We start from the raw sequence: 25,725 nt of genomic DNA, 5'->3' as shown, positions 1-25,725 counted from the left end.
CCCGCAGGAAAAGAGCACTCTGGCGACAATACAAAATTGCACAGTTATTTTTGAGTCAGGACACTAGAATAGGTCCAACTTTTTTGGAGCCAGAGCCTTTATGCCAGATCCGGTTGACGCCCCAGGGCTGTCAGATTTACCGCTGGACGACTTGGTAGCGTGTCATGAGTGCGACTTGCTGATGCGCAAGCCTGAGCTTGCTCATGGTGAGAAAGCCATCTGTGTACGCTGCGGTTATGAGCTGTATGCCCATCGACACAATGTCGTGCAGCGCAGTCTCGCCTTGGTCATTGCCGCGCTGTTGTTGTTCATCCCGGCGAACTTTTTACCCATCATGCAGCTCCATCTACTCGGACAGTCGTCGCACGATACCGTCTGGAGTGGCGTTGTCGGTCTGTTCGATACCGGTATGCGAGGCGTAGCGGCAGTGGTATTCCTTTGTAGCATGGGGATTCCGCTACTCAAGCTGCTTTGCCAGCTGTTCGTGTTGCTGAGTATTCGCTTCGATATCGGACGCAGTTACGGCTTGCTGCTCTACCGCATTTATCACCATCTACGGGACTGGGGGATGCTCGAGGTTTACCTCATGGGCGTACTGGTTGCGATCGTCAAATTGGCCGATATGGCGGCGATCACCGTAGGTCTTGGTCTGGTGTGCTTCATCAGTTTGTTGTTGGTTCAGGTCTGGCTGGAAGTAGTGATGTCACCGCACCAGATCTGGCAGGCTCTATCAGGAGAAGATGCCCATGCGGGCGATTGATGCAGGCATTCTGATTTGTGCCGAATGCCACGAGTTGAACAAGCAGGAAGCCGATACCGACGAGCAGGTTTGCACTCGCTGCGGTGCGCTGGTTCACGCCCGCCGCCCGAACAGTCTGATGCGTACTTGGGCGTTATTAATCACGGGCGCGATTCTCTACATCCCGGCCAATGTGCTACCGATCATGACCGTCAATTCCCTGGGGCAGGGCGATCCGAGCACCATTATGTCCGGTGTGATCCAACTGGTTCAGCACGGCATGATTCCTATCGCTGCCGTGGTTTTTATCGCCAGCATCCTGGTACCCACGTTCAAGCTGGTAGGCATCGCATTGCTGCTGTTTTCGGTGCAGCGCCGTCAGCCGCTCTCGGCACGCCAGCGCATTCTGATGTACCGCTTTATCGAGTTCATCGGCCGCTGGTCGATGCTGGATATCTTTGTAATCGCCATCCTGGTGGCGGTTGTGAATTTTGGACGGCTTGCCAGCATCGAAGCCAATCTTGGCGCCATCGCATTCGCCAGTGTGGTGATTCTGACGATGCTTGCCGCAGTAACTTTCGATCCCCGACTGATTTGGGATAACACGGAGTCGGACGACGACCATGACTGATTTGCCTAAAGCGAAAACCCGACCGGCCTCAAACTGGTCAGCCATTTGGGTATTGCCTCTGATCGCCTTGATCATCGGCGGCTGGCTCGGCTGGCGTGCCTACAGCGAGACGGGCATCGAGATTCAGGTGCGCTTCGAAAGCGGTGAAGGCATTCAGGCCAACAAGACCGAAGTCGTCTACAAAGGCATGTCGGTCGGTAAGGTGAAAGCCCTCAAACTCGATGACGAAGGCAACTCTAAAGGAGTGATCGCTACCATCGAGATGAACAAAGACGTGGAGCAATACCTCAGGACCAGCACGCGTTTCTGGCTGGTCAAACCGAGCGTGAGCCTGGCCGGTATCACTGGCCTGGAGACGCTGGTCTCGGGTAACTACGTGGCTGTGAGCCCGGGTGAAGGCGAGCCGACCCGCAAGTTCAAGGCCCTGGCCCAAGAGCCGCCGCTATCGGACGCCCAACCCGGCCTGCACCTGACCATCAAGGCTGATCGCCTTGGCTCGCTGAATCGCGGCAGCCCGGTGTTCTACAAGCAGATCCAGGTCGGTCAGATCAAAAGCTACGTTCTCTCCGCAGACCAGAGTACTGTCGAACTCAAAGTCTTCATCGAGCCGACCTACGCCAACCTGGTGCGTAAACACACGCGTTTCTGGAATGCCAGCGGCATCAGTATCGACGCCAACCTGTCAGGTGTGAAAGTGCGTAGCGAGTCCCTCGCGAGCATCGTCGCCGGTGGTATTGCATTTGCCACTCCGGAGAACCGCAAGGACAGTCCGCCCACCGATCCAAGCTTGCCGTTCCGTCTCTATGAGGATTTCGATGCGGCCGCAGCGGGTATTCGGGTCAAGGTCAAACTCAGCGATTTCGAAGGACTGCAGGCCGGTCGCACGCCGGTAATGTACAAAGGCATCCAGGTCGGTAATCTGAAGACGCTCAAGATTGACCCGGACCTGTCCAGTGCTAGCGCCGAGTTGACTCTCGACCCACTGGCCGAGGATTACCTGGTCACTGGCACCCAGTTCTGGGTGGTCAAACCATCGATTTCGCTCGCCGGTATTACGGGTCTGGAAGCGCTGGTCAAAGGTAACTACATCGCCGTGCGCCCAGGCGACAAGGGCGGTGCACCGCAGCGCGAGTTCGAAGCACGGCCCAAGGCGCCGCCGCTGGATCTGCGTTCGCCAGGCCTGCACTTGGTGTTGTTCACCGACAACCTTGGTTCTCTGGAAGTCGGCAGTCCGATTCTCTACAAACAGGTCAAGGTCGGTTCGGTTCAGAGCTATCAATTCTCCCGCACCAAAAAGCAGCTGGTGATCGGGGTGCATATCGAGAAGGAATACGAAGGGCTGGTCAACGCCTCGACGCGCTTCTGGAATGCCAGCGGCATCACGCTCACCGGTGGGTTGACCGGCGGTATCCAGGTCAAAAGTGAGTCGTTGCAAAGCCTGATGGCTGGTGGCATCGCCTTCGAAACCCCGGAAGCCAAAGCACCGTTGCAAAAGCGTATTCCACGTTTCCGCCTGCATGCCAACCATGATGAGGCAACGCAGAAAGGCACTATGGTGACGATCAAGGTCGATCGCGCCGATGGTCTGCGCAGTGGCACGCCGGTTCGATTCAAAGGCCTGGACGTTGGGAAGATTGAGGACGTCGACCTCAGTGATGACCTTCAATCAGTACTGCTGACCGCGCGGATCACAGAAGTGCCGGAGCGTATCGCTCGGGTTGGCAGTCAGTTCTGGGTGGTCAAACCTGAGCTTGGCCTGATGAAAACCTCGAACCTCGAAACGTTGGTCACCGGGCAATACATTGAAGTGCAACCGTCGCCGAAGAACCTGGGCCCGCAGAAGACTTTCGAGGCCTTGACCAATCCTCCGGAAACCGCCAAGGAAGAGGCTGGTTTAAGTTTGGTGTTGAGCGCTGCTCGTCGGGGTTCGCTGAAGACTGGCGTCCCCGTCACCTATCGCGAAATAACGGTAGGCAAGGTGACCGGTTATGAGCTGGGCCAGACGGCTGATCGAGTATTGGTGCACATCCTGATCGAGCCGAAGTACGCACCCCTGGTGCGCAGTGGCACGCGGTTCTGGAACACCAGTGGTTTCGGTTTTGACTACGGCTTGTTCAAAGGCGCGACAATACGCACCGAGTCACTGGAGACGCTGGTTCAGGGCGGTATCGCCTTTGCCACACCGGATGGCGACCGCATGGGTGTCCCGGCGCGGCCTGAGCAAACCTTCCCGTTGTTCGATCAGTTCGAAGATGAGTGGCTGACCTGGGCGCCGAAGATCGCAATCGGCAAGTAATTTATCGGCGCCTGTGATCTGCCTTCGCGGGCAAACCTCGCTCCTACAATGAAAAGATAAAAAAAGGCCGCGATCCATTTGGATCGCGGCCTTTTTGTTGGCTTGGATTAAGTCAAATCAGACCGCATCCAGCTCTGGCTCATCAGCTTGTACAACAACGGTTGCCTTCACTTCATCGTGGCGACGAATGTACTTCCAGTCCGCCTCGTCAATGTAGATGCCGTTCGGGCCGCTGCCGCCTTCCAGGTCGATGGCGACACTGGCGCAAACTTGCGGCTTCACACTAGCCAGAATCGGCACGAAGCCCAGTTGCAGGCTGGTTTCCAGCAGCGCGGCCTGGTTCTTCTCGTCGATGTCCGCCGCCTCGTCGAGGTAGTACGGCAGGCGCACGCGCCCGGCCTGGTCGCGGTCCATCAAGTGCAGCAACAAGTACATGTTGGTCAGCGCCTTGATAGTCATGGTGGTGCCATTGGATGCCGCACCGTCGATGTCGGTGTGGATCACCGGCTGGCCGTTGACCTTGGTGATCTCGAACGCCAGCTCGAACAGATCCTTAAGACCGAGTTGGTTGTGGTTCGCCGCCACCAGCCGCGCCAGGTATTCCTTGGCTTCTTCGTTCTTGTTGTCCTGATCGGCGCTTTGGCTCAGGTCGAAGACGGAAAGGGTTTCGCCTTCTTCGTACTGACCGGCGCTGTGGATGATCTGGTCAATGTGCTTGAGCGCTTCCTTGTTCGGTGCGAGCACGATGCGGAAGCTTTGCAGGTTGGAGACCTGACGCTTGTTGATCTCGCGGTTGAACAGCGCCAGTTGATGCTCGAGGCTGTCATAGTCGCTGCGGATGTTACGCAGGGTCCGGGCGATATCGGTAACCGCCGCACGGCGCGCCTTGCCGAGGGTCAGGGCTTCATCGGTGCGGTGTGCATAGGCGTTGATCAGCAGTTGCAGGCGACGTTCCATGTCGTCTTCGCTGTCAAACTTGGCCACGCCTTTCAGGCGAACCTGAGCGTACAGCGCGTCGATCTGCCCGTCGCTGCGCAGCAATCCTTGCCAGCTGTCCTGATAGTCATTGAGCAACGGCAGCAGGTTGTCCATGGAGTCGTCGACCGGGTCCATGAACGGCGTGCCGAATGGCAGGTCCGCCGGCAATAGCTGACGGCGGCGCAGGGCGTCGTCGAGGGTACGTTGCTTGGCTTCCATGTCGCCGATCTGCCGGCCGACCAGTTGCAGCTTGGCCGACAGTTGCTGGACGCGTTCGGTGAAGGCATCGCTGGAACGTTTCAATTCGTCCTGAGCGGCTTCCATCTGTGCCAGTTGCTCAAGCTTGTCGCCTTCCTCGGCGCTCAGGGTTTGCGCGCGGCGGAAGTCTTCCAGGGCTTTCTGCGCATCCAGCACTTGCTGGTACAGGGCTTCGGTCTGGGTCTTGCTGGCCGCACGGTCGGCTGCCACGGCAGCTTGAGTTTTCAGCTGCTTGAGTTCTTTTTCCAAACGGTCTTTCTGATCGCGCAATGCCGCGCGGTCGGCTAGGGCTTGCAGGGCCGGCGGCTCGATGTGCGAGATGTCGATGGACAGGCCCGGCACTTCGAAGCGCTCACCTTTGAAGCCATCAAGGATCAGCTCCATGGATTTGACCCACTGACCATCCTCGTCCAGCGTAATGCCATGCTCGCCCAGCGGGAGGCTGAACAACGCGCTGTTGAACAGGCGCATCAGGCGCTCGACGTCCTGCTGCGAGAATTCTTCGCGCAAACGGGCGTAGCTGTTGTTGTCGGCATGATCGAGTTGTTGCTTGACCGACTTCAGGCGTTTTTCCAGATCCCGCAGGCGCTCTTCCAGGTCTTCGGCGCTGAACTGCCGCGACTGGGCCAGTGCACCGGCCAGTTCGTCGTGCGCGTCCTTGGCGGCCAGCAGTTGCTGCTCGAGGACTTTGACGTCATCGACCAGCGCGAAGCGATGCTTGAGCACCGACAACTCGCCGAGCCATCGCTGGATACCGGTGATTTCCCGCTCCAGACGCATCAGCTCCTGAGTGCCACCACGCTGATCGTTTTGCAGCGCGTCCTGCTCGTTGCGGTAGTGCTCGGCCTGAATCGTCAGTTCTTCCTTGCGCGCACTGGCGTAGTCCGACCAGGTGCCGAGCAAGGAATCGAGCAGCGGCGAGATCCGGTGCAGTTTACCGCGCAGGATATTGCGCTGGGCCACGCCAGCGGCCAGTGCTTCAACCAGCGGGCCAGCGGTGACCAGCGAGTTGTAATCCTGCTCCATGCGACGTACATCGCGGAACGCTTCTTCACACGCTGCGATGTAATCGACGCTACCGGAACGCAGGCTGTGTTCGAAAGCATCGAGGAACAACTGCTTGAGTTTGGCCGCGGTGATTTCGCGCATGTGCAGCAAGTTGATAAACAGGGCCCGGAAGGTCTTCAGGCTCTGCTCGCTGGTGGAGCGCAGCGGGATCAACGTCAGGTCCAGCGGAATCGAAGTGTGGCCGCCAACCAGCAAACGACGCAGTTCATCCGGCTTGAGTTCGTAGGCTTTCAGGCCTTCGCGTTCGAGGTTGTTGAACAGCTCTTTCTGCCGCAGGCAGGTGTCGTCTTTCTGGTAATGGGCCAGATCGAGTTTGCCGGCATAGGCAAAGAACTGGTGACCGAAACCGCCGCCCGGGCCGCGGCCGACCACGCCGATTACGTGCGGGCCGTGGGGCAGGGAGACTTCCACCAGGATGTAACTGGTGTCCGAAGCGAAGTAGAACCGACGGGATTGCTCCAGGCTGTACTTGCCGAAACTCATGTCCGACATGCGCGCCAGAATCGGGAACTGTAAGGCGTTGATCGAAGCGGATTTACCGAGGTTGTTCGCGCCGTAAACCGACAGCGGCTCTTCCAGCGGGAACAGGCCGAGGCTGTAACCGGCGGTGTTCAAAAGGGCAAAGCGGCGAATGCCGTAGCGTTCCTTGCTCATGCGTCAGTCTCCTGTTCTTCGGCAATGGCGCGGGCCATGGCGTCTTCTTCGCTTTCTTCCTCGAAGTCGCTGAGGTCTAGCGGATCATCGGTTTGCAGCAGCTTCTCGTCGCTGTCGTCATCGATCAATACCGGAACTGGCAATGGCAGCACGCTGTGCAGGCTGGCCGCCAGATCGCGGTCCTGCTGAACCGACAGGCAAACATCGAGGAAGCGGTGCATCGGCGGCAGGAAGCGGTAGATGCCAGGCTCTTCGCTGGCGAAACCGAGTTGGGTCATGCGACGCATGATCTTTTCTTCCAGTTCGTCCTGAGTCTGGACCTCGGCCTGGATGAACAGGTCGCGGTACTTTTCCAGCAACGATGGCAGTTCATCTCGGCCGAGACTGCCGCCGTCGAGCACGGAGATCGGGTCGCGGCCCTGGTCGGCCAAGTGCTCGACAAGGATGAAGGTGAACAGCGCCAGACGTTGCGCGGTCTTGTTTACTGCCGCAGCAGCCAGGTCTGGTACGAAGTAGTAGAAACCCCGGGTGTCGCAGACCAGTTCAAAGCCCAGTGCCTTGAACAGCGTGCGGTACTGGTCCTGGAAGTTCGACAGTTGCGCGTACAGCTCCGGATCGCGGCGGCTGACGTGGTAGCCCTTGAACAGCTCGCGAAAGATCGGTGCCAGATGGGACAGTTCGGATAGATCAAGATGCATTTGGAATGCTCGCAGAATTCTCGGCGGCGGTGTCACCGGACGAGAGCAGGGCGAAGGAGCGCAGGCTGACCTGATGCTCGTGAGTGTGGTAATCGCGGCGTTCCAGACGCTCGCGTTTGAAGCGTTTTTCCCGCGACAGACGCGAGAACCAGTAGAGCAATTCGTCGGTGGCGCCGTCCGGCTCCTGCTCCAGCAGCCAGGTCATCAGGTCCGGCATCGGCAGGGCGTCTTCGCAGCGTTCGAGCATTTCCCGAACCGTGCGTGGCGCGCGTGGGGCTTCGCCTTTCTGGGTCTTGTGAGCCTTGGGGAAACGCGCAGGTTTCGGCTCGAAACGGGCCAAGGCGTACACGTAGGCTTCGACCTGACTGGCGCTGCCGAGGAAGGTGCTTTGAGGCCGGGTGAACATCGGCATCGCGGCTTGCGGTACCGCATCGATACCTTTACGACGAATGGCCGACAAGGCCAGCGCCGCGCCACGGGTCACGGCGTTGTGCCGGCGCGCTTCTTCACGCAACGGCAGCAGCAGTTCACGGGCATGACGCAAGGTCAGTTGGGCACTGGTCTGCATTTCGAGAATGCGCGCGTGGGTGCGCAGCAGCATGTCGTCGTCGACCAGATGGCCGAGGCGCTGCTGTTCAGTGAGCATCTTCAGCAGGACGTTTTCGACCTTGCGCACGCCTTGTTCGAAGGCGCCGTCAGCGTTCACCAACTGGATCATCGGCTCGACGTATTCATCCCAGGTCGCCAGTACTTCAGCGTAGCGTTGACGCAATGGGATCTGCCGGTCGCTGGTCTTGGCCCGCTCGGCGACGGCCACCAAGGCCTGTTCGTCGTTGGCAAGCTTCTTCAAAACGTCTCGCACGCGCATGTCGAGCAGACGCAACTGGCGCGCCAGATCGTTGCCGTCGCGAATCTCGAAGGCGTCCTGAATGTAACCGGCCAGGCGCTCGAGATGGCGCAAATAGGCTTCGATTTCCAGACACAGGCCCAGACGGTGCTCACGGCGCAGGTAAGCGAGGAAATCGTGGATCTGCGCATTGAGCTCGAAACGGTTCGGGCTTTTCGCCACGGGAACCAGAATATCGAGGCGGATCCACACGTCCAGAAGGCTGGTGATGTCCTGCGGTGTACTGTCGAGTTGCTGGGCGGCCAGTTGCGTGCGCAGTTCGTTGAGGCTCAGGGTGCCTTGGTCGAAGTGCTCGCACAGTGGCTCCAGAAGTGCCCAGTGTTCAGCGAGGGCGCGCAAGACGCGCTTGGGTTCGATCATCGGAATGGCCGGCTGGTTGGCGATTAAAAGCCGCGATTGTACTGCATCGCAGCCGTGTCGATTCACTCTCGGGATGGGCTGTCGCCATTTTTCATAGGTGGAAAGACTATCGGTGAAGTCTATCGATCAACAGCGCGGGCGATCTTGAGCGAAGGGCGGTAGAATCACTGCACTTTAGTTATCCACAAGTGGCCGACCTTTGCTTATCGAGTCCCGTCGCCGCGCTTATTTGACCGCCATGCAGGTGGTCAACTGGCTGCCGCGCACCGAATTGCCCTTTGCTGCGCCCTCGCGGCCTGAACTGCTGGAGATGCCCGAGCCGTTGGTCATCGCCAAGGTTGTACAGGCTCCTGTGGCTGAGACGCCCGTGGAACCGGTGGTCAAACCTTCTGAACGGGTAAAGATCGAGGTGCCACGGCCATCGTTGGCCAGCACGCGCACGAACGCCAAGGTCGAAGAAGAGGAAGCCCCGGTCGCGGTTAGGGCGCCGGTCGTTCCGCCACCGCGCTTCGCCCTGCAATTACTGCGTGCAGGTCGTTGCCTGTTGCTGGTGGAGTTACCCACAGGCGAAAGCTTCCAGACCCGCGATCCGGCCTATCTGTTGCTCAAAGACATGCTGCGCGCCGCCGGCCTGCCAGACAGCCCGCAAATCATCGGCGAGCCGGTGTGCTGGCCGCTGCTGGCACGCGGCACCATGGATCAAGGGCCGGAAGCGGCTCGGGATTTCGTACAAGGCTTTCTGTCGGCCCGTCTGGAAGACGCTCCATGCGTCTGCCTGTGGCTGATCGGACTGCCGGCGGTGCGTTTTGCCGGTGAGGCCAACGCCGAATCCTTCAACCGTGAACTTCAGGTCGAAGGCCTGGGGTCGGTCTGGGCCCTGCCGGGTCTGGAATTATTAATGGAAGAGCCACAGCGTAAGGCTGATGTCTGGCAAGCCATGCGTCGGCTGATGGCGCGCTGGAAAGAATCGAATGAGTGACGCTGTATCGTTCCGCCCGATGATCGAGGCGGACCTGGACACTGTACTGAAAATTGAATACGCGGCTTACAGCCATCCCTGGACCCGCGGGATTTTTCTCGATGGCCTGGGCAAGTACCAGATCTGGCTGATGTTCGAAGGGCAGCAACAGGTCGGTCATGGCGTGGTGCAGATCATTCTTGATGAGGCGCATCTGCTGAACATCACCGTCAAACCGGAAAATCAGGGCCGAGGCCTGGGTTTGACGCTTCTGGAGCATTTGATGTCGATTGCCTACAAGGCAGAGGCGCGGGAATGTTTTCTGGAAGTGCGCGACAGCAACCGGGCGGCGTTTCGGTTGTATGAGCGGTATGGGTTCAACGAAATCGGACGTCGGCGGGATTACTACCCGGCGGTTGGCGGGCGCGAAGATGCCGTGGTAATGGCCTGCACTTTGGTTGACTGAAACGCCCGTAGGAGCTGCCGAAGGCTGCGATCTTTGATCTTTCTATGTCGCGGCAATAAAAAATCAAAAGATCGCAGCCTTCGGCAGCTCCTACGTTGGAATCCGGGCAGACCTGTAGATCAACGCTTGCCATCCATCGGATCGCGTCGCGCCAATTCCTCCTCATCCAGCCCATTGCCCCCGCCGATGTCGTCTTCATCGACAATGCTCAAATCCCAATCCGCCTGGTCGCCTTCACCCTCTTCGCGGCTGTCCCGTGCGCCGTCTTCACGGATCAAGGTTTCCGGGCTCATGTCATCGTCGGTGGATTCATGGTCATCGGTCGAGCCGCCGGTCATGCCAGCCTCACGGATGCGTTCGTCGGGCATCTTCTGCGCACGCTCGTGTTCGGGGATCAAGTCGCCGATTCTGGCGCTCGGTTCTTCCTCGTCGAAATCCAGCTCATGCACTGAGCCCATGCGGTCTTCGTTGTCGTCGATGGGCTCGGGTTGCGCTTCATCGAACGGACGTCGTGAATCAGTCATGGCATTCCCTCATACTGTAGGCCTTACTACAGTGGACCCACTGGGCTTGCGAGAATTCCACCGGCACGGAGCACCGGACAGCCATTTAATGCATCAGGGGAATCTGCATCTCGCGCGTGACCCCGACACAGGGTTGTCTGTCAAAGCAGCAAATCATTCTTGAGGCTTCATTGCATGAACGAATTACAAGATCTGATTGATAACAATGAGCGCTGGGCCGACGCGATCACCCAGGAAGATCCTGATTTCTTCGCCAAGCTGGCCCGTCAACAAACCCCGGAATACCTGTGGATCGGTTGCTCCGATGCCCGCGTGCCGGCCAATGAAATCGTCGGCATGCTGCCGGGTGATCTGTTCGTGCACCGCAACGTGGCCAACGTTGTACTGCACACCGACCTCAACTGCCTGTCAGTGATTCAGTACGCGGTCGACGTGCTCAAGGTCAAACACATCTATGGTTGCGGCGGTGTACGCGCCTCGATGCAGGACCGTCAGTTGGGCCTGATCGATGGTTGGCTGCGCTCTATTCGCGATCTCTATTATGAAAAGCGCGACGAACTGGCCAAGTTGTCCACCGAAGAAGAAAGGGTCGACCGCCTCTGCGAACTCAATGTGATCCAGCAGGTGGCGAACGTCGGTCATACCAGCATTGTGCAAAACGCCTGGCATCGTGGGCAGAGCCTGTCGATTCATGGTTGCATCTATGGCATCAAGGATGGACGCTGGAAAAGCCTGAACGCCACCATCAGCGGTTTCGAACAGTTGCCGCCGCAATACCGTTTGCGCCCGGTCGAGGCGTTGTAAAAGCTTTTCAGCCGAGACTTCGTCGACGCCGGTGTTGAAAAAACTGTTCTCCATTGGCATTCGGCGACTCGTCGTAGCCGATGATCCAGCCACGGCAGCAGGAACAACCGCAACGGCAGGCGAACTGTCGCTGCAGCTTGTCTTCTGTCGCGGCGAAATCCATCGTCAGCCGGTCACCCTTTTTGATGTCTTTGAGCGACCATAACCACAGCTCGCTCATGTCGAGAAAGACGTTGGGGTCGCAGGAGTGGCTTAGCAAGCCGCAGAAGCGCGGATCGTAGACGTGGATACCTGGCGCTAGCTGTCGGGTGTGTCGGCAGCGATAGGGCAACAGATGTCCGGAAACCCTGCAGATTCGGCTGATGCGGGGGAACTCGCGCAACGCCGTGACAGCTATTGCCGATCCCTCAGCGTTGTAGATGATTTCAAAGTCGTCCTTGGAGGGGAATCCAAGGCGAAGGGGCAACTCTTCAAAGGGATAGATGCCATTGGATGGCGGTGGGGGTATTTCTTGGTGGGCATGGGCTCTCATCACAATCCTTGTCAGCTGGGTGCTACAACCTCCGTCAGCTGATATCCGGTCAGCTCTGCAGCACATGGGTATGCCCCAAGCCTCTCGCAAATGAAACATTTGATCTACTGTCAGATATGACAGGCGAAAAAGGCTCTTTCCCGCGTCAGCCATGGCTCACGCGGGAAAGACTTTCATCGTTTACAAGTGTGGAGCAGGAGCAGAGGTCGCAAGAGACGGGCTCTTCAGCTGTTTCAGCTGAGATTTGACCGTCGTTGTTGCGCATTTGGCCACGGCCTGTTCGGGCGTCAGGTTGCGGATCGAGGTGTAGAACAGTTCGCAGGTTTTTTCTTTCTGGGTGACTTGCCAGGTCTGAGTACAGCTTTTCAGCTGAACGGTAGGGTCAGTGCCCGGTTTGCTGCCCATCCCGGCCTGCCAGCACGCGGCGCTCAGATCCTGCCCCATGACTTTCAGCCCCGCGGCGTCAGCCTTGGCCTGGGCATCGCTGCCGCTATAGGCCTCGGGATCGGCGGCGTACCAGATGTAGCTCGGGTGGTTGGAACCCAGTACTGGCACCTTCACACCCTCGCTCGGGCTGATGGTTGCCAGGCCCAGCACGTCCACGGTCGGCCCGTATTGTTGCTTGATCCAGTTACGCACCGGTGCACCGAAGGCAACCATTGGCAACGCAGCGCCACTGGCGTTCTGGCTGACTTCCTTGACCATGGTGGTCTGGTAATCCTTGAAGTAGTCATAGACGCCTTCGAGGTCCTTGCCGGCGCTGGACGGCGCGGCAATCGGTGCGATGTCGATGATGGTCTGATAGCCCGGTGTCTGGTCGTCAGGGATGCCATTGGCGGTCAGCAGCGTGGCCCAGCGATCGGTTGTCTTGGACTCCAGATAGTCCTGAGCCTGGGTCAGCGAGTAATCCGGCGGGAAGTGCAGCAGTTCGACGCTTTTACGGTTTTCCAGTGCCATGCCCAGCGGCAGGAACAGATACCAGTTATAGGTCCATTTACCATCGGCACTCAACTTGCTGGCGCCGTTGTAAGCCAAATCCCCAGCCTTGAGCAATGCGGTCAATGGTTTGTCATAACCTTTGGGCACACCGCTGATATTGGCGTAGAGCTGCTCATTGTCGGTTTTGACCACCACTTTTGCGGTTTTGTAGCCATCGCGTTGTACGCTCTGGGTCAGGTAGTGCTCGACTGTCTGTTCCAGTGTCCAGTTGCGATAGCAGATGACGTTGCAGTTGTTGGGGTAGGCGAACAGCCGGGTAACACGTTCGGTACTGCCCAGATTCAGATCGACATCGGCGTGAGCGGCGGCACTCAGGGTGAGGGCTGCGAGGGTGAGTCCTGTGAGTTTTAACATGCTCAGATCCTTTTCAGCGTGGTCCCGATGATGGGATGGATGCCATATTGGATCAGCGGCGTTACATATAAAAGCGGGTTCTCATGGTTTTTTTCACAGGATTACCCCTGCCTATTTGGGTCTGCTGTGGCGAGAGCCCGGCCCCCCCAAGTAAATTGTCCGGAGCCGGGTGAATATTAAGTATTACAACAGATGCAATGCCAAATGGCCGCCAGCGCGCAGGTATTCTATTTGCGCAACAACAGCATCTTTGACGATGGCTTCGCCTGTATCGGTCAACTTGGCTTTTTTGGCATCGATGATGGACGATTGCATTAATTGCATGACCACATCCATTGCTTTCTGGAACGCTGTCAGATTGTTGTGCAGGCCAAACTCGCGAACGACAGCGTCCATGCGGCGATCTGCATCATCACGCAACTTCCTATATTCAACGACTGAAACTCTGCCGTCCTGGTATATCTCATTGATCATTTCTTCCAGCGTTTTTGATACTAAAGACATCTGACTTGTTCATCCTTGGAGTGGTGTCGTTTTTAACTTTAAAAATCAAGTTGTAAGATGCCGAAGTTTAACCCGCTGATTTATATATTTGAGATAGGAACTGGCTGGATTTAATGTCAGGCGCAATCGAGCCTGTATGTAGGAGAAGTCTTGGTCGTTGCCGATTAGCCTGATGGCGAGTCCATTCGGTTGGTGCCAACAGTCAACCAATCGGTCCGTTGCGGTGATGCTGTTTGGGACGATGGTCTGACGGGTTGTCCACAAGCGCATTTGCGTAGACCATGGGCGCCTTGGTTTTTTGCCTGCCAGAGTTTTTTCCATGACGACCAATAACAATGCGCTCCCGGCGCCCTTCACCCGCTCGGACTACAAGACACTGGGGCTTGCAGCCCTTGGCGGTGCGCTGGAAATCTACGACTTCATCATTTTCGTATTTTTCGCGCTGACCCTCAGCCAGCTGTTCTTTCCGCCAGAAATGCCCGAGTGGCTGCGTCTGCTGCAAAGCTTCGGGATCTTCGTTACCGGTTACCTTGCGCGGCCTCTGGGCGGGATCCTGATGGCGCATTTCGCCGATAAATTGGGACGCAAGAAGGTTTTCAGCCTGAGCATCCTGATGATGGCGTTGCCATGCCTGCTGATCGGGATCATGCCGACCTACGCCCAAATTGGTTATTTCGCTCCACTGCTGTTGTTGGCCCTGAGGGTCCTGCAAGGCGCGGCGGTAGGTGGTGAAGTGCCGAGTGCCTGGGTGTTCGTCGCCGAGCATGCACCGGTCGGGCATCGCGGTTATGCCTTGGGTTTCCTGCAGGCGGGGCTGACCTTCGGCTACTTGATCGGAGCCCTGACGGCGACATTTCTGGCACAGACGTTCACCCCGGCGGAAATCCTTGATTACGCTTGGCGCTACCCGTTTCTCCTGGGCGGTGTGTTTGGCGTCATTGGTGTCTGGCTGCGTCGCTGGCTCAGTGAAACTCCGGTATTCATGGCGATGCAGGTCCAGCGCGAGGCTACTGTCGAACTGCCGCTGCGCACGGTCCTGCGCGAGCACCGCCTGGCGATGTTGCCGGCGATGATTCTCACCTGCGTGCTGACCTCGGCCGTGGTGGTGTTCGTAGTCATCACCCCGACCATGATGCAAAAAACCTTCGGCATGACCGCCAGCCATACTTTCGCCCTGAGTGCTTTGGGCATCGTGTTTCTGAACATCGGCTGCGTACTCGCGGGGTTGCTTGTCGACCGCATTGGTGCCTGGCGCACGGTGATGCTGTATAGCCTGCTGCTGCCTCTGGGTATCGGCGTGCTCTACACCTGCCTGATCATTGAAGGTCAGTGGATTGGTTTGGCCTATGCAGTGGCAGGCCTCGGTTGTGGGGTAGTTGGCGCGGTGCCGTCGGTGATGGTCAACCTGTTTCCGGCGCGAATTCGCGTCTCGGGGATTTCCTTTACCTACAACATTGCCTACGCCGCCTGGGCCAGTATCACGCCGCTGCTATTGATCGGTCTGATGCCGTGGAGTCCATGGATTTGTGTGATTTTCTGCGCAGTGATGGGGGCGGTGGGCGTCAGCAGCGCAGCGTATTTCGGCGCGCGAGTACCGCGAGTTGGGCGCTGTTCGGTAGCTGGCGCGGTATAAAGGTGATCGTGTTGCCACTATTTTTGTAGGACAATCCCGAAACACCCTTCAGAAAATATTCCCAAGGCCGATGGCTAGGCTGTATGCAGCTTTTATCCCTGTCCATCGGTGCTTTCCATGTTCAACAAACGCTTGAAGCAGGAGCTGTCGGCTCTTCGCGAAGAACTCTCCAGCCTTCAGCAAGTCAAGGAGAGCCTGGACAGCGAGATGTTGGCCCTGACTCTTGATTCCGATGGCAGGATTCAATCGGTCAACCAGAACTTCATGGGTGAGATGCTCTACAAGGGCAACGATCTGGTCGGCCGACACATCGAAGACATCGTCCCCGTCCATGTGAAATCGGACGAATTCCACCGCCGCTTCAAGACTGCGCTGACCCGTGGCGAGCACTTTGCCGGCACGGTTCGTTTATTGCGGGGCAATGGTGCCGAAGCCTGGCTGCGGTCGATCATGCAGCCGGTGCGGTCCTCGGATGGCCGGATCAAACACTTCTCGATTTACTCCAGCGACCTGACCCGCACCATTGAGGCGTCCCGTGAACATGAGAACCTGATCGGTGCGCTGGTGCGTTCGACCGCGCTCATCGAGTTCGACCTCAATGGCAATGTGCTGTCGGCAAACGAGCGGTTTCTCAATGGCATGGGCTACAACCTGGCGCAGGTCCAGGGCAAACATCACCGCACCTTCTGTGAGCCAGAGGAATATAACAGCGCCGAGTATCAGAACTTCTGGCGCCGCCTGAATGCCGGTGAGTTCGTGGCCGATCGTTTCAAGCGTATCGACAGCCACGGTCGCGTGGTCTGGCTGGAGGCTTCCTACAACCCGGTGGTCGACGCGAACAACAAACTCTACAAAGTGGTGAAATTCGCCACGGTGATTACCGATCAGGTCAATCAGGAGCAGGCCGTCGCCGAAGCGGCCAACATCGCCTACAGCACCTCGTTGCAAACTGACAGCAGTGCCCAGCGCGGTACCACTGTGGTGACTCAAGCGGTGGACGTCATGCGTGACTTGGCCAGGCACATGCAAACCGCTGGCGAAGGCATCGAAGCGCTGAACGCACAATCATTGGTGATCGGCACCATCGTCAAAACCATCAGTGGTATCGCCGAACAAACCAACCTGCTGGCGCTCAACGCAGCCATTGAAGCGGCCCGTGCAGGTGAACAGGGTCGAGGTTTTGCCGTGGTGGCTGACGAAGTCCGGCAACTGGCCTCGCGCACCAGCCAGGCGACCGATGAAATTGTCGGCGTCGTTCGCCAGAACCAGGACATGGCACGCAACGCCGTGGCCCTGATGACCGATGGCAAACTCCAGGCCGAACAGGGGCTGGCGCTGGCGGCGGAGGCGGGCACAGTGATCGTCGAGATCCAGGATGGGGCGCAGAAAGTGGTAAGCGCGGTCGGGCAGTTTGCCAATCAGTTATCGACTTGATGCTATCTGTGCGGCATGAATAGCGCTAAAAAGGGCAGGCCTGCTTTTGCGGCTTGATCAGGCTAGGATTCTTCGCTGACAAAAAAAGGCCTACCTCGCGGTAAGCCTTTTCTTATTCGTGTGTACGACTCAATCCCCCAACGCTTGCCCCTCACGCCGCGGATCGGCACCACCGGCCAACGCCGCATTCCCTTGTGCATCCTTGACCCGAACAATCGCCTGAGTCCCGCTGGTCATGTCGATCTCGTTCACGTTGTGCCCTTTGTCCTTCAGTACCTGAATCAGCTCTGTGCTGAACTGCCCCTGTTCCAGTTCGGTCGGGCCGTTGCGGCTGCCGAAGTTGGGCAGGTTGATAGCCGCTTGCGGGTCGAGGTTCCAGTCGAGCAGGCCGATGGTGGACTTGGCCACGTACTCAATGATCTGCGAGCCGCCGGGGGAGCCGACGGTGGCCAGGAATTCGCCGTTCTGGCGATCGAAGATCAGAGTGGGCGCCATGGATGAGCGGGGGCGTTTACCGGGCTCGACGCGGTTGGCGACTTTTTGCCCGTTCTCTTCGGGGATGAACGAGAAGTCGGTCATTTGGTTGTTGAGCAGAAAACCCTGGACCATCAGGTGCGAGCCAAACGCTGCTTCCACGGTGGTGGTCATGGACACCGCGCCACCTTCGTCATCGACCGCCACCACTTGCGAGGTAGAGATGCGCAGTGGCGAGCGGTCCGGCGCATAGGCAATCTGAATCCCCGGCGGGGTGCCGGGTTTGGCCTGCCTCATGCTGCGGTCACCAATCAGCGCGGCGCGGCTGGCCAGATAAGTCGGGTCGATCAGACCTTTTATCGGCACGGGTACGAAGTCGGTGTCGGCGACATACTGTGCTCGGTCGGCGTAAGCCAGGCGCTCGGCTTCAGCGATCAGGTGCACAGCTTCTGGGGCTGGTTCGATGCCCGCCGGTTGGCTGGTCTTGACCGGTTTGAGTGGTGCCAGGGCAAAACGCGGGTCGCGGGATTCCAGCGCCTGCAAGGTGCCGAGAATTTGCGCCACTGCGATCCCGCCCGACGATGGAGGTGGCATGCCGCAGACCTGCCAGCGTTTGTAGTCGGTGCAAAGCGGCCCGCGTTCCTTGGCCTTGTAGCCTTGGAGATCGTTCAGCGACAGGCTGCCGGGGTTGGCGTGATCCTGAACCTTGGCGACGATCTCTTTCGCGATTGGCCCTTTGTACAGGGCGTCGGGACCTTCCTTGGCGATGCGCTTGAACACCGCGGCGAGTGCCGGGTTCTTCAACTGTGTACCGATGGCTTTCGGGCTGCCATCGGCGTTCAGGAAGTAGGCGGCCATGTCGGGTGAACGCTGTATGAACGCGTCTGCCGCGATCAACTGATGCAGTCGTGGCGAAATGGCGAAGCCTTGTTCCGCGAGTTTGATGGCGGGTTCGAACAACTTCGCCCACGGCAGGCGACCATGCTTTTGATGGGCCAATTCCAGTGCCCGCAACACACCCGGCGTCCCCACTGAGCGTCCGCCGATCTGTGCCTGGGTGAACGGCATCGGTTTGCCGTCGGCTTGCAGAAACAGTTTCTCGGTGGCGCCGGCCGGAGCGGTTTCGCGACCGTCGTAGGTGCGCACAACCTTGCCATCCCACAGCACAATCAACGCGCCACCGCCGATACCCGACGATTGTGGCTCGACCAGTGTCAACACCGCCTGCATGGCAATGGCCGCATCAATCGCCGAGCCGCCCTCACGCATCATCTGCCGTCCGGCTTCGGCTGCCAGCGGGTTGGCGGCTGCGGCCATGTGTTTGGAGGCGTATCGGGTCTGCAGGTCGGTGCGATAACCAGAGGCGATTTCTGGCGCGACTGGCAGGGTTGAGACTGACGGCGAAGAGGGCGGGGCACTGCACGCGGCGAGGGTTAAAGCGGTTGCGATCAGCGAAAAGGCTGACAGGCGATAGCGACTCAAGTGGAAGGCTGAGAACACGCGGAGCACTCCGTCCATGGGATAAAAGGTCCGGGGACTTTATCGAGCGAGGGCGTGGTGTGCAAATCAGAGGGCTCTCGCCACATTTCTCGAGGCATAAAAAAAACGGTCTACCTTTCGGTAAGCCGTTTCAGTACTTGGTGGAGCACAGTCATTTGAACTCGACCGTTAATCTAAAGACTTACAAGCGGTTTTTTTTTGAACAATCCAAGTCATACACGTGGGCATCGAGATCATCCAAATGTATCTGGGGGATAATGTCGGCGGGAATTCTTGAGGAACTGGAAAGGTTGTAGACGTGGAATTGATCACTGATTACTTTTCTCGCCACTATTTTGAATGACGGTAAAATCCTGGTGTGAAAATGCTGATCCAGTCCGCAAGGAGAAACTACGGTGTTCTTCTCTTCATAGAATCGACTGACAGCTTGATTTAGGTCAACCCCCACCATCACCACCTTATTGAAACCGGCGTGATAAGCGATTTGCAGAGCCGCATAGGCAACAGTGCGCGCGTCGAAAAAACCTCGCTTCAGATTTTTGCTGAAACCGATGCGCCGATTGCGACGCTTAAGAAAGTTACGATTTCTTATCAGGTCTTTATCTACACCAATAAGTTCGCCCCAAGAAAGCTTTGGCGCCTTGCTCAGCAAAAACACTTCCCCTTTTGGCGCAACCGACAGGTTTTGAACCTGGTCCTCCCATAAGGCAACTCGCTCACTAAGAAGTAAGGCTTGGGAGAACAGTTCCGGCTGCTGCTCGGGAAAATTCTTATCGGTACAGGCATAGAAAAAAGGCTTAACGCCAGTCCCGATAAACTTTGAGATAGCCCCATTCATTGTGATCATGGGGACATCTGCGAATTGTTCAGGATGAAAGTCTTTGGCAGACCCTCCCGAGGCTACAATAAAAACAGCGCCTTTATGAATATTGCGACACTCATCAAAGTCACGAATATTAATCCTAGCGCTCATTCTTGGTTAGTCCTGTTGTTAGGATCATTTGATGCGATATCGGCACCAAACAATATTGCTGAAGCATGGTTTGTGAAGCGGTAAATTGTATCAAGTTATGTCTTGAGGCATTTTGCGGATGAGGTTTACATTTTATAAAGCTACCGGTGCAAGGTCCAGTGTGCCATCACGGCATTTCATATGGCAAAAAAACATACTGATGTCGTCGAACTCCGCAGTGAGAGGAGGGTGGTGAATGTCCTGAATTTCGGCTGAGAAGAAAAAACGGCATATCTGCGACGAATCTTCATGCGTTCGGGCGGTATCGTCCAGAGTTTTTTACTGAGGTGGAAGATACCAGGCGTAGACAAAGCCGAGCATCTGGCAGTCCGCTGAGGAAGTATGTGCGAAATTGGAGCTCTTGCTGGTTTGCAGGAGTTTACGCAGGCCTTCAATGCGCTAGTGTATGGCGCGACCCGGTACATGGGAGAGAAGCAAAACGAATGCTCCAGACACAAGAAAGCCCGCACTAGGCGGGCTTCTTGTGTGGCTTATAGACTTCACTAGATGTCTGTAAACCGGTACTTGGTGGCTACACAGGGACTTGAACCCCGGACCCCAGCATTATGAATGCTATGCTCTAACCAACTGAGCTATGTAGCCAAGTGGCGCGCATTATTCACCTGGAACGAAGATGCGTCAAGCGTAAATTTAAAATATTTCTCCACACTTTCAACCGCTTATCCCGCTGACCCGAAAAACCGGGCCAAGGGAGGGCGTCAACCGAGCTGAAATTTCCCGGTATTCGCACTCAAAGCCTTGCTGCCCTGGCTCAAGGTGTCCGCAGCCAGATTCACCGCCCGCGCGCCTTCAAGCAAGCGTACCGCCGCCTGATCGACTTGCTGGATGTTGCCGCTGACTTCATCGGCGGTGCTCGCTTGCTCGTCAACAGCGGTGGCGATCTGCGCCAAGGTGTCGGTGACACTCTGCACCGCGTTGGCGATTTCCCCCAGGCGCTCGCCCAGACCGGTGACGGCCTGCGCATCCGATTGCGCCTGGCCGCAGGCCGCTTCCATCAGGCTCACGGCTTCGTTGACGGTGCTGCGCAGGCTGTCGACGGTGCCGGCGATTTGCGCGGTGGACGATTGGGTGCGTTGTGACAGGCTGCGCACTTCATCGGCCACTACGGCAAAGCCACGACCTTGCTCGCCGGCCCGTGCGGCCTCGATGGCGGCGTTGAGGGCTAGCAGGTTGGTCTGCTCGGCGACACCGCGAATGGTATCGACCACCAATTGAATTTGCTGTCCTTGCTCGCTGACCCGGCCCAGTGCCGCCGCAGTGTCGTTCAAGCGCTGATTGAGCTGCTGAATACTCGCTGTCGTGCGTTGGCTGTCACGGCTGCTGTCGGCGGCGATGCGCTGGGTGTGCTGAGCGCTGCCAGATGCCTGTTCGCAACTCTGGGCGACCCCTTGAGAGGTCGCGGCCAATTGTGTGGCCGCAGCGGCGATCTGGCTGATCTGCAACTGCTGAGCTTCGACTTCCCCAAGGGCACCACTCGAGTGATGGTTGAGGGTGCGCACCGCGTTACTGAGCTGCAAGGTCTCGTGATCGACCCCCAGCAGGCTGTTGCGCAGTTGCACTACAGCGACGTTGAGGGCGGTGCTGATAGCAGCCAGTTCGTCGCGGCCCTGCACCGGTACTTGCAGGCTCAGGTTGCCGTCACGCAACGCTTCGGCCAGTAGCGTGATGCCGCTGGCGCTGCGACGGATCGAGGCCTGCAAACAGATGAACAGGTACAACGCGGCCAGCAGCAGGCAGCCAAAAACTGTCGCCACCAGGATGAACTGGCGTATGGCCGAGCCGTGGTAGTAATCCAGCCGTTGATCCAGAGAAACCAACGATTGCTGGCGCAACGAGGCGAGGTCGCCGAGGAGGGCGTCGAGGCTGCGTTCAAAGTCTTCCGGCTTGAGGTTGATGCTGCCGCCGAAAACGCCCTCGTCCAGCACTTTCAAACCGGCGTCCAGGTGCTTGAGGCTGTCGTGGTATTGCCCGGCCCAGGTTTGCAAGGCGCTGGGCAGGCGCGCTTCCAGCAGCCCGGCGGTTTTCACCAGCTGCTCCCGGGCATCGCCGATGCGGCTGCGCAAGTCCCGCAGTTGCAGGCGGCTTTGCAGGGTGAACTGCCCGGATACTACTGAGGCCTGACCGACGGCGGCGAGACGACCGACCCGTTCGATCAGGTCCGGCGCGTGTTGAATGGAGATCTGCGTCAGTAGCCAGGTTTCCAGCCATGGCGCGAGGGTCAGGCGATTGTCCATCGCGATTTGTTCGCGCAAGGCTTGCAGAGCACCCAAGGCATTGGTGAAGCGATCGTAACCGTCCGGCCACCAACCGACGCTGCTCAGGTTTTTCGAGTCCAGGCCGGTGAGTGCGGTTTGCAGGGCTTGATAGCGGGTGAGGATTTGGCCCTCGGCGCCTTCGGTTTTCAAGGCGTTGCCCAGGTCCATGGTGGCTTGGGCGACGGCCGGCTGAACCGCGTCGAACGCTGCCATCGCCGCGATGGTTGCGGGTGTCGGCTGGCGATTGGTTTCGGTGGCGCGCCAACGCGCGGCGCGGTCACGCTGGGCGGTGAGCAGATTGTCGAGCGCATCAAGTGCGAGCAATTGACGAACTCCGGCGCGTTCACCGGAGATCAGGTTCAACTTGTCACGATAATCCTGACCGATCATCCACAGACTGCCCCCGAGTGGCAGGATGAACAGCAGAAACAGCAGCTGAAATTTGCGTGCGAAGCCGAAACGCCCCAGCAGCCCGATCCCCGGTGATAAAAAAGCCTGCATGCCCCATGACTCCTCTGGACACCACGCACCATTGGCGTGCGTCGAGGTCATTGCGACCGCGACTCGTGCCCTGCTAAAAGGCCTCGAAAGTTCACCCTTGGTCCGCTCTGTAGGCCGACTCTGTAGCGAAACTTCCCATTCTCGGTTCCCTTTGTAAGGGGCCGCGTTGAACGGATAAACAAGGCAAGATTCAGACCATGGCTTTGCGCTATCACCTTCTTTTTTGAAGTCGTTAGCAGGCTAAGGGGATGGCGCTACTGTACCGAAAAATGGCACATTGACCGGCCTGCCAGTGCGCACCCATCCGCAGTACGGAAACTCTCATGGCTATCAGCAACACTCAGTCCGCCGCGACCTCGGCGCCTACCACTTCACAAAGCAGTCCGCTGGTCATGCGCATCATTGGCGCGGTGGCGCTGGCGCATTTGATCAACGACCTGATTCAGGCGGTATTGCCGTCGATCTATCCGATGCTCAAGGCCAGCTATGGCCTGACCTTCACTCAGATCGGTCTGATCACCCTGACCTTTCAACTGACGGCCTCGCTGTTGCAGCCATGGGTCGGTTACCACACTGATCGTCATCCCAAACCCTGGCTGTTGCCGGCCGGTACTGTCTGCACATTGATCGGTATTCTGATGATGTCGGTGGTCGGTAGCTTCCCGATGATTCTGCTGGCGGCGGGGTTGATCGGTGTCGGTTCATCGACCTTTCACCCGGAAGCTTCCCGGGTGGCGAGATTGGCCTCGGGCGGGCGGTTCGGCTTGGCGCAGTCGACGTTTCAGGTCGGCGGTAATGCGGGCTCGGCTTTCGGGCCGTTGTTGGCGGCGGCGATCATCATTCCCTACGGTCAGGGTCATGTGGCGTGGTTCGGATTGTTCGCGCTGTTTGCGCTGTTCGTGCTGTATCGGATCAGTCGTTGGTACGCCAACCACCTGAACCTGTTCAAGCTCAAACAAGGTCAGGCAGCGACTCACGGCTTGTCGAAAGGCCGGGTGATCAGTGCACTGGTGGTACTCGGGTTGCTGGTGTTCTCCAAGTATTTCTACATGGCCAGCCTCACCAGCTACTTCACGTTCTATCTGATTGAAAAATTCGACCTGTCGGTGGCCAGTTCGCAGTTGCACCTGTTCCTGTTTCTCGGTGCGGTAGCGGCGGGGACCTTCTTCGGCGGGCCGATCGGCGACAAGATCGGGCGCAAGGCGGTGATCTGGTTCTCGATCCTTGGCGTCGCACCGTTCACCCTAATGCTGCCCCACGTCGATCTGTTCTGGACCAGCGTCCTGAGCGTGGTGATCGGTTTCATCCTCGCCTCGGCATTCTCGGCCATTGTGGTGTATGCGCAAGAACTGGTGCCGGGGAATGTCGGGATGATTGCCGGGGTGTTCTTCGGCCTGATGTTCGGCTTCGGTGGGATTGGCGCAGCGTTGCTTGGGCATCTGGCGGATGTCCACGGCATCGAGTACGTGTACTTCCTGTGTTCGTTCTTGCCGCTGCTTGGGGTGTTGGCGATCCTTCTGCCACGAACCAAAAAAGTCTGACCCGTACCGACCGGTATAGAGATTTGTAGTATTAAAGCGCGCCTGCAGCCGTGATTGCCGTTTGCGCAAATCACTATCCTGATGGAAACTTCGCGCCTTTCTGGACTCGATAAGGATGCGAGCAGTGGAGTTTGACAGGAATCAATTTATGACTCTCTACAGTCAGTATGCGTTGGCCTGCGTGGGGATGATGCTGCTGCACACTTGCGTAAGGAGCTATGTACTCAGGAAATGGCTGGGTGTTGGTCTGGTTGGTTTGGGCTTTTGCGTGATATTTGTGCTGCCGCCCTACATTGGCAGCATCGATGTCGGGATCTTTGCAATCGCGATAGTGGGGGCGGGGGCTTCGATGTTCTTCAATCGGAGTAAGTACCGAGTGTGAACATAACGGTGGCAGCGCCTGAAAAAGGAGCCGCTGTAGCCTTTGTTGTGCTGGTTTTATACGCGAAAAAGAGGCACAAAAAAGCCGCGTCTAAACGCGGCTTTTTCTTGAGCGGGTGTTTTACACGTTGAAACGGAAGTGCATCACGTCGCCGTCTTTAACGATGTAGTCCTTGCCTTCCAGGCGCCATTTACCAGCTTCTTTGGCGCCGGCTTCGCCCTTGTACTGAATGAAGTCTTCGTAGGCGATGACTTCGGCGCGGATGAAGCCTTTTTCGAAGTCGGTGTGGATCACGCCGGCGGCTTGTGGCGCGGTAGCACCGACGCGGACGGTCCAGGCGCGGACTTCTTCGACACCGGCGGTGAAGTAGGTCTGCAGGTGCAGCATCTCGTAGCCGGCACGAATCACGCGGTTCAGGCCAGGCTCTTCGAGGCCCAGGGCTTCGAGGAACATGTCTTTCTCTTCGCCGTCTTCCAGTTCGGCGATTTCGGCTTCGATCTTGTTGCAGACCGGAACCACCATGGCGCCTTCTTCTTCGGCGATGGCTTTGACGATGTCCAGCAGTGGGTTGTTCTCGAAACCGTCTTCAGCGACGTTGGCGATGTACATGACTGGCTTGGTGGTCAACAGGTGGAAGCCACGAATCACCGCTTTGTCGTCGGCGCCCATGTTCTTCATCAGCGTGCGCGCTGGCTTGCCGAGGGTGAAGTGAGCGATCAGTTGCTCCAGCAGGCCTTTTTGGACCACGGCGTCCTTGTCGCCACCCTTGGCGTTGCGGGCGACTTTCTGCAGTTGCTTCTCGCAGCTGTCGAGGTCGGCGAAGATCAGCTCCAGGTCGATGATCTCGATGTCGCGTTTCGGGTCGACGCTGTTGGAGACGTGAATCACGTTCTCGTCTTCGAAGCAGCGGACCACGTGAGCGATAGCATCGGTCTCGCGGATGTTGGCGAGGAATTTGTTGCCCAGGCCTTCACCTTTCGAGGCGCCGGCAACCAGGCCCGCGATGTCGACGAATTCCATGGTGGTCGGCAGGATGCGCTTTGGATTGACGATGGCTGCCAGGGCTTCCAGACGCGGATCCGGCATCGGCACGATACCGGTGTTCGGCTCGATGGTGCAGAAGGGGAAGTTCTCGGCCGCGATCCCGGATTTGGTCAGGGCGTTAAACAGGGTGGACTTGCCGACGTTAGGCAGGCCGACGATGCCGCAATTGAATCCCATGGTGTTTCCCCGAGGAGTTAG

At 57.9% G+C, this 25,725-nt stretch carries 21 protein-coding genes, 1 tRNA gene and 1 pseudogene; 11 read left to right on the top strand and 12 right to left on the bottom strand.

The window, feature by feature from the left end; genetic code table 11:
* The first annotated feature begins 100 nt into the window (after positions 1–100).
* From KVG95_RS28955 to KVG95_RS28945, 3 genes are read left to right on the top strand one after another with little or no spacing between them, the layout of a single operon-like run.
* Complete coding sequence (locus KVG95_RS28955) at positions 101–760, top strand: paraquat-inducible protein A (RefSeq protein WP_123501347.1); 660 nt, start codon at positions 101–103, stop codon at positions 758–760.
* Positions 747–1,370, top strand: coding sequence for a paraquat-inducible protein A (locus KVG95_RS28950; RefSeq protein ID WP_007896874.1), 624 nt, complete (start codon positions 747–749; stop codon positions 1,368–1,370). The genes KVG95_RS28955 and KVG95_RS28950 overlap by 14 nt, the downstream gene beginning before the upstream one ends.
* Positions 1,363–3,666, top strand: a complete 2,304-nt coding sequence (locus KVG95_RS28945) for a PqiB family protein (RefSeq protein WP_217858864.1) — start codon at positions 1,363–1,365, stop codon at positions 3,664–3,666. Before KVG95_RS28950 ends, KVG95_RS28945 begins: the two co-directional genes overlap by 8 nt.
* Before the next feature lie 117 nt (positions 3,667–3,783).
* Here the strand turns inward: KVG95_RS28945 and mksF are convergent, their stop codons facing one another.
* The 3 genes from mksF to mksB are packed head-to-tail and all read right to left on the bottom strand — an operon-like array spanning position 3,784 to position 8,589.
* Positions 3,784–6,624 carry an Mks condensin complex protein MksF gene (gene mksF, locus KVG95_RS28940; protein ID WP_217858863.1) on the bottom strand — a complete coding sequence of 947 codons (2,841 nt, stop codon included), beginning with the start codon at positions 6,622–6,624 and terminating at the stop codon, positions 3,784–3,786.
* Positions 6,621–7,322, bottom strand: coding sequence for an Mks condensin complex protein MksE (gene mksE / locus KVG95_RS28935; RefSeq protein WP_048397727.1), 702 nt, complete (start codon positions 7,320–7,322; stop codon positions 6,621–6,623). Before mksE ends, mksF begins: the two co-directional genes overlap by 4 nt.
* The gene (gene mksB / locus KVG95_RS28930) at positions 7,312–8,589 is read right to left on the bottom strand and encodes an Mks condensin complex protein MksB (protein WP_048397728.1); all 1,278 of its coding nucleotides are present in this window, start codon (positions 8,587–8,589) and stop codon (positions 7,312–7,314) included. Before mksB ends, mksE begins: the two co-directional genes overlap by 11 nt.
* 238 nt (positions 8,590–8,827) lie before the next feature.
* Here mksB and KVG95_RS28925 point away from each other — a divergent pair, with 238 nt between their 5' ends.
* Positions 8,828–9,568, top strand: a complete 741-nt coding sequence (locus KVG95_RS28925) for an energy transducer TonB (RefSeq protein WP_217858865.1) — start codon at positions 8,828–8,830, stop codon at positions 9,566–9,568.
* Positions 9,561–10,013, top strand: a complete 453-nt coding sequence (gene rimI, locus KVG95_RS28920) for a ribosomal protein S18-alanine N-acetyltransferase (RefSeq protein ID WP_048397730.1) — start codon at positions 9,561–9,563, stop codon at positions 10,011–10,013. The genes KVG95_RS28925 and rimI overlap by 8 nt, the downstream gene beginning before the upstream one ends.
* A gap of 119 nt (positions 10,014–10,132) precedes the next feature.
* Here the strand turns inward: rimI and KVG95_RS28915 are convergent, their stop codons facing one another.
* Entirely contained in the window at positions 10,133–10,537 is a 405-nt protein-coding gene (locus tag KVG95_RS28915) for a serine kinase/phosphatase (protein WP_048397731.1), read from the bottom strand.
* A gap of 174 nt (positions 10,538–10,711) precedes the next feature.
* Here KVG95_RS28915 and can point away from each other — a divergent pair, with 174 nt between their 5' ends.
* A complete protein-coding gene (can, locus tag KVG95_RS28910; protein ID WP_217858862.1) occupies positions 10,712–11,341 on the top strand; it encodes a carbonate dehydratase in 630 nt (209 codons plus the stop codon).
* A 7-nt stretch (positions 11,342–11,348) separates the two neighbouring features.
* Here can and KVG95_RS28905 read toward each other — a convergent pair whose 3' ends face one another.
* From KVG95_RS28905 to KVG95_RS28895, 3 genes are all read right to left on the bottom strand, one after another.
* Complete coding sequence (locus KVG95_RS28905; protein ID WP_217858861.1) at positions 11,349–11,873, bottom strand: SET domain-containing protein; 525 nt, start codon at positions 11,871–11,873, stop codon at positions 11,349–11,351.
* Between the two features lie 180 nt (positions 11,874–12,053).
* A complete protein-coding gene (locus tag KVG95_RS28900; RefSeq protein ID WP_217858860.1) occupies positions 12,054–13,226 on the bottom strand; it encodes a hypothetical protein in 1,173 nt (390 codons plus the stop codon).
* 183 nt (positions 13,227–13,409) lie between these two features.
* A complete protein-coding gene (locus tag KVG95_RS28895) occupies positions 13,410–13,730 on the bottom strand; it encodes a hypothetical protein (RefSeq protein WP_217858859.1) in 321 nt (106 codons plus the stop codon).
* A gap of 319 nt (positions 13,731–14,049) precedes the next feature.
* On the opposite strand from KVG95_RS28895, the gene KVG95_RS28890 reads away from it, so the two are divergent.
* The 3 genes and pseudogenes from KVG95_RS28890 (at position 14,050) to KVG95_RS30465 (ending at position 16,797) form a co-directional block, all read left to right on the top strand.
* Entirely contained in the window at positions 14,050–15,363 is a 1,314-nt protein-coding gene (locus KVG95_RS28890; RefSeq protein ID WP_217858858.1) for an MFS transporter, read from the top strand.
* Between the two features lie 117 nt (positions 15,364–15,480).
* Positions 15,481–16,209: pseudogene (locus KVG95_RS30470) on the top strand (PAS domain-containing protein); the annotation flags it as partial.
* A gap of 156 nt (positions 16,210–16,365) precedes the next feature.
* Positions 16,366–16,797, top strand: coding sequence for a methyl-accepting chemotaxis protein (locus KVG95_RS30465; protein WP_437180809.1), 432 nt, complete (start codon positions 16,366–16,368; stop codon positions 16,795–16,797).
* A 129-nt stretch (positions 16,798–16,926) separates the two neighbouring features.
* On the opposite strand, the gene ggt is transcribed toward KVG95_RS30465, so the two are convergent.
* From ggt to KVG95_RS28865, 4 genes are all read right to left on the bottom strand, one after another.
* Positions 16,927–18,771: a gamma-glutamyltransferase gene (gene ggt / locus KVG95_RS28880; RefSeq protein ID WP_217858856.1), complete on the bottom strand. Its 1,845-nt coding sequence runs from the start codon at positions 18,769–18,771 to the stop codon at positions 16,927–16,929.
* Between the two features lie 181 nt (positions 18,772–18,952).
* Positions 18,953–19,744: a WaaZ-like lipopolysaccharide core biosynthesis protein gene (locus KVG95_RS28875; RefSeq protein ID WP_217858855.1), complete on the bottom strand. Its 792-nt coding sequence runs from the start codon at positions 19,742–19,744 to the stop codon at positions 18,953–18,955.
* Between the two features lie 565 nt (positions 19,745–20,309).
* Positions 20,310–20,386: transfer RNA gene (locus tag KVG95_RS28870), tRNA-Met, on the bottom strand.
* A 116-nt stretch (positions 20,387–20,502) separates the two neighbouring features.
* Positions 20,503–22,560 (bottom strand): methyl-accepting chemotaxis protein, encoded by a 2,058-nt coding sequence (locus tag KVG95_RS28865; protein ID WP_217858854.1) that lies wholly within the window; start codon positions 22,558–22,560, stop codon positions 20,503–20,505.
* Positions 22,561–22,883: 323 nt separating this feature from the next.
* Here KVG95_RS28865 and KVG95_RS28860 point away from each other — a divergent pair, with 323 nt between their 5' ends.
* Together KVG95_RS28860 and KVG95_RS28855 are read left to right on the top strand one after the other, a co-directional pair.
* Positions 22,884–24,101 (top strand): MFS transporter, encoded by a 1,218-nt coding sequence (locus KVG95_RS28860; protein ID WP_217858853.1) that lies wholly within the window; start codon positions 22,884–22,886, stop codon positions 24,099–24,101.
* A 148-nt stretch (positions 24,102–24,249) separates the two neighbouring features.
* Positions 24,250–24,483: a hypothetical protein gene (locus KVG95_RS28855; protein ID WP_217858852.1), complete on the top strand. Its 234-nt coding sequence runs from the start codon at positions 24,250–24,252 to the stop codon at positions 24,481–24,483.
* Between the two features lie 120 nt (positions 24,484–24,603).
* Here KVG95_RS28855 and ychF read toward each other — a convergent pair whose 3' ends face one another.
* Positions 24,604–25,704: a redox-regulated ATPase YchF gene (gene ychF / locus KVG95_RS28850; RefSeq protein ID WP_052965811.1), complete on the bottom strand. Its 1,101-nt coding sequence runs from the start codon at positions 25,702–25,704 to the stop codon at positions 24,604–24,606.
* Positions 25,705–25,725: the final 21 nt, after the last annotated feature.

It is taken from the genome of Pseudomonas farris, from assembly GCF_019145235.1.
In the GTDB taxonomy this organism is placed as follows: domain Bacteria; phylum Pseudomonadota; class Gammaproteobacteria; order Pseudomonadales; family Pseudomonadaceae; genus Aquipseudomonas; species Aquipseudomonas farris.
Note: the sequence above shows the minus strand (reverse complement) of the source record. Positions and strands in the feature narration are given on the sequence as shown.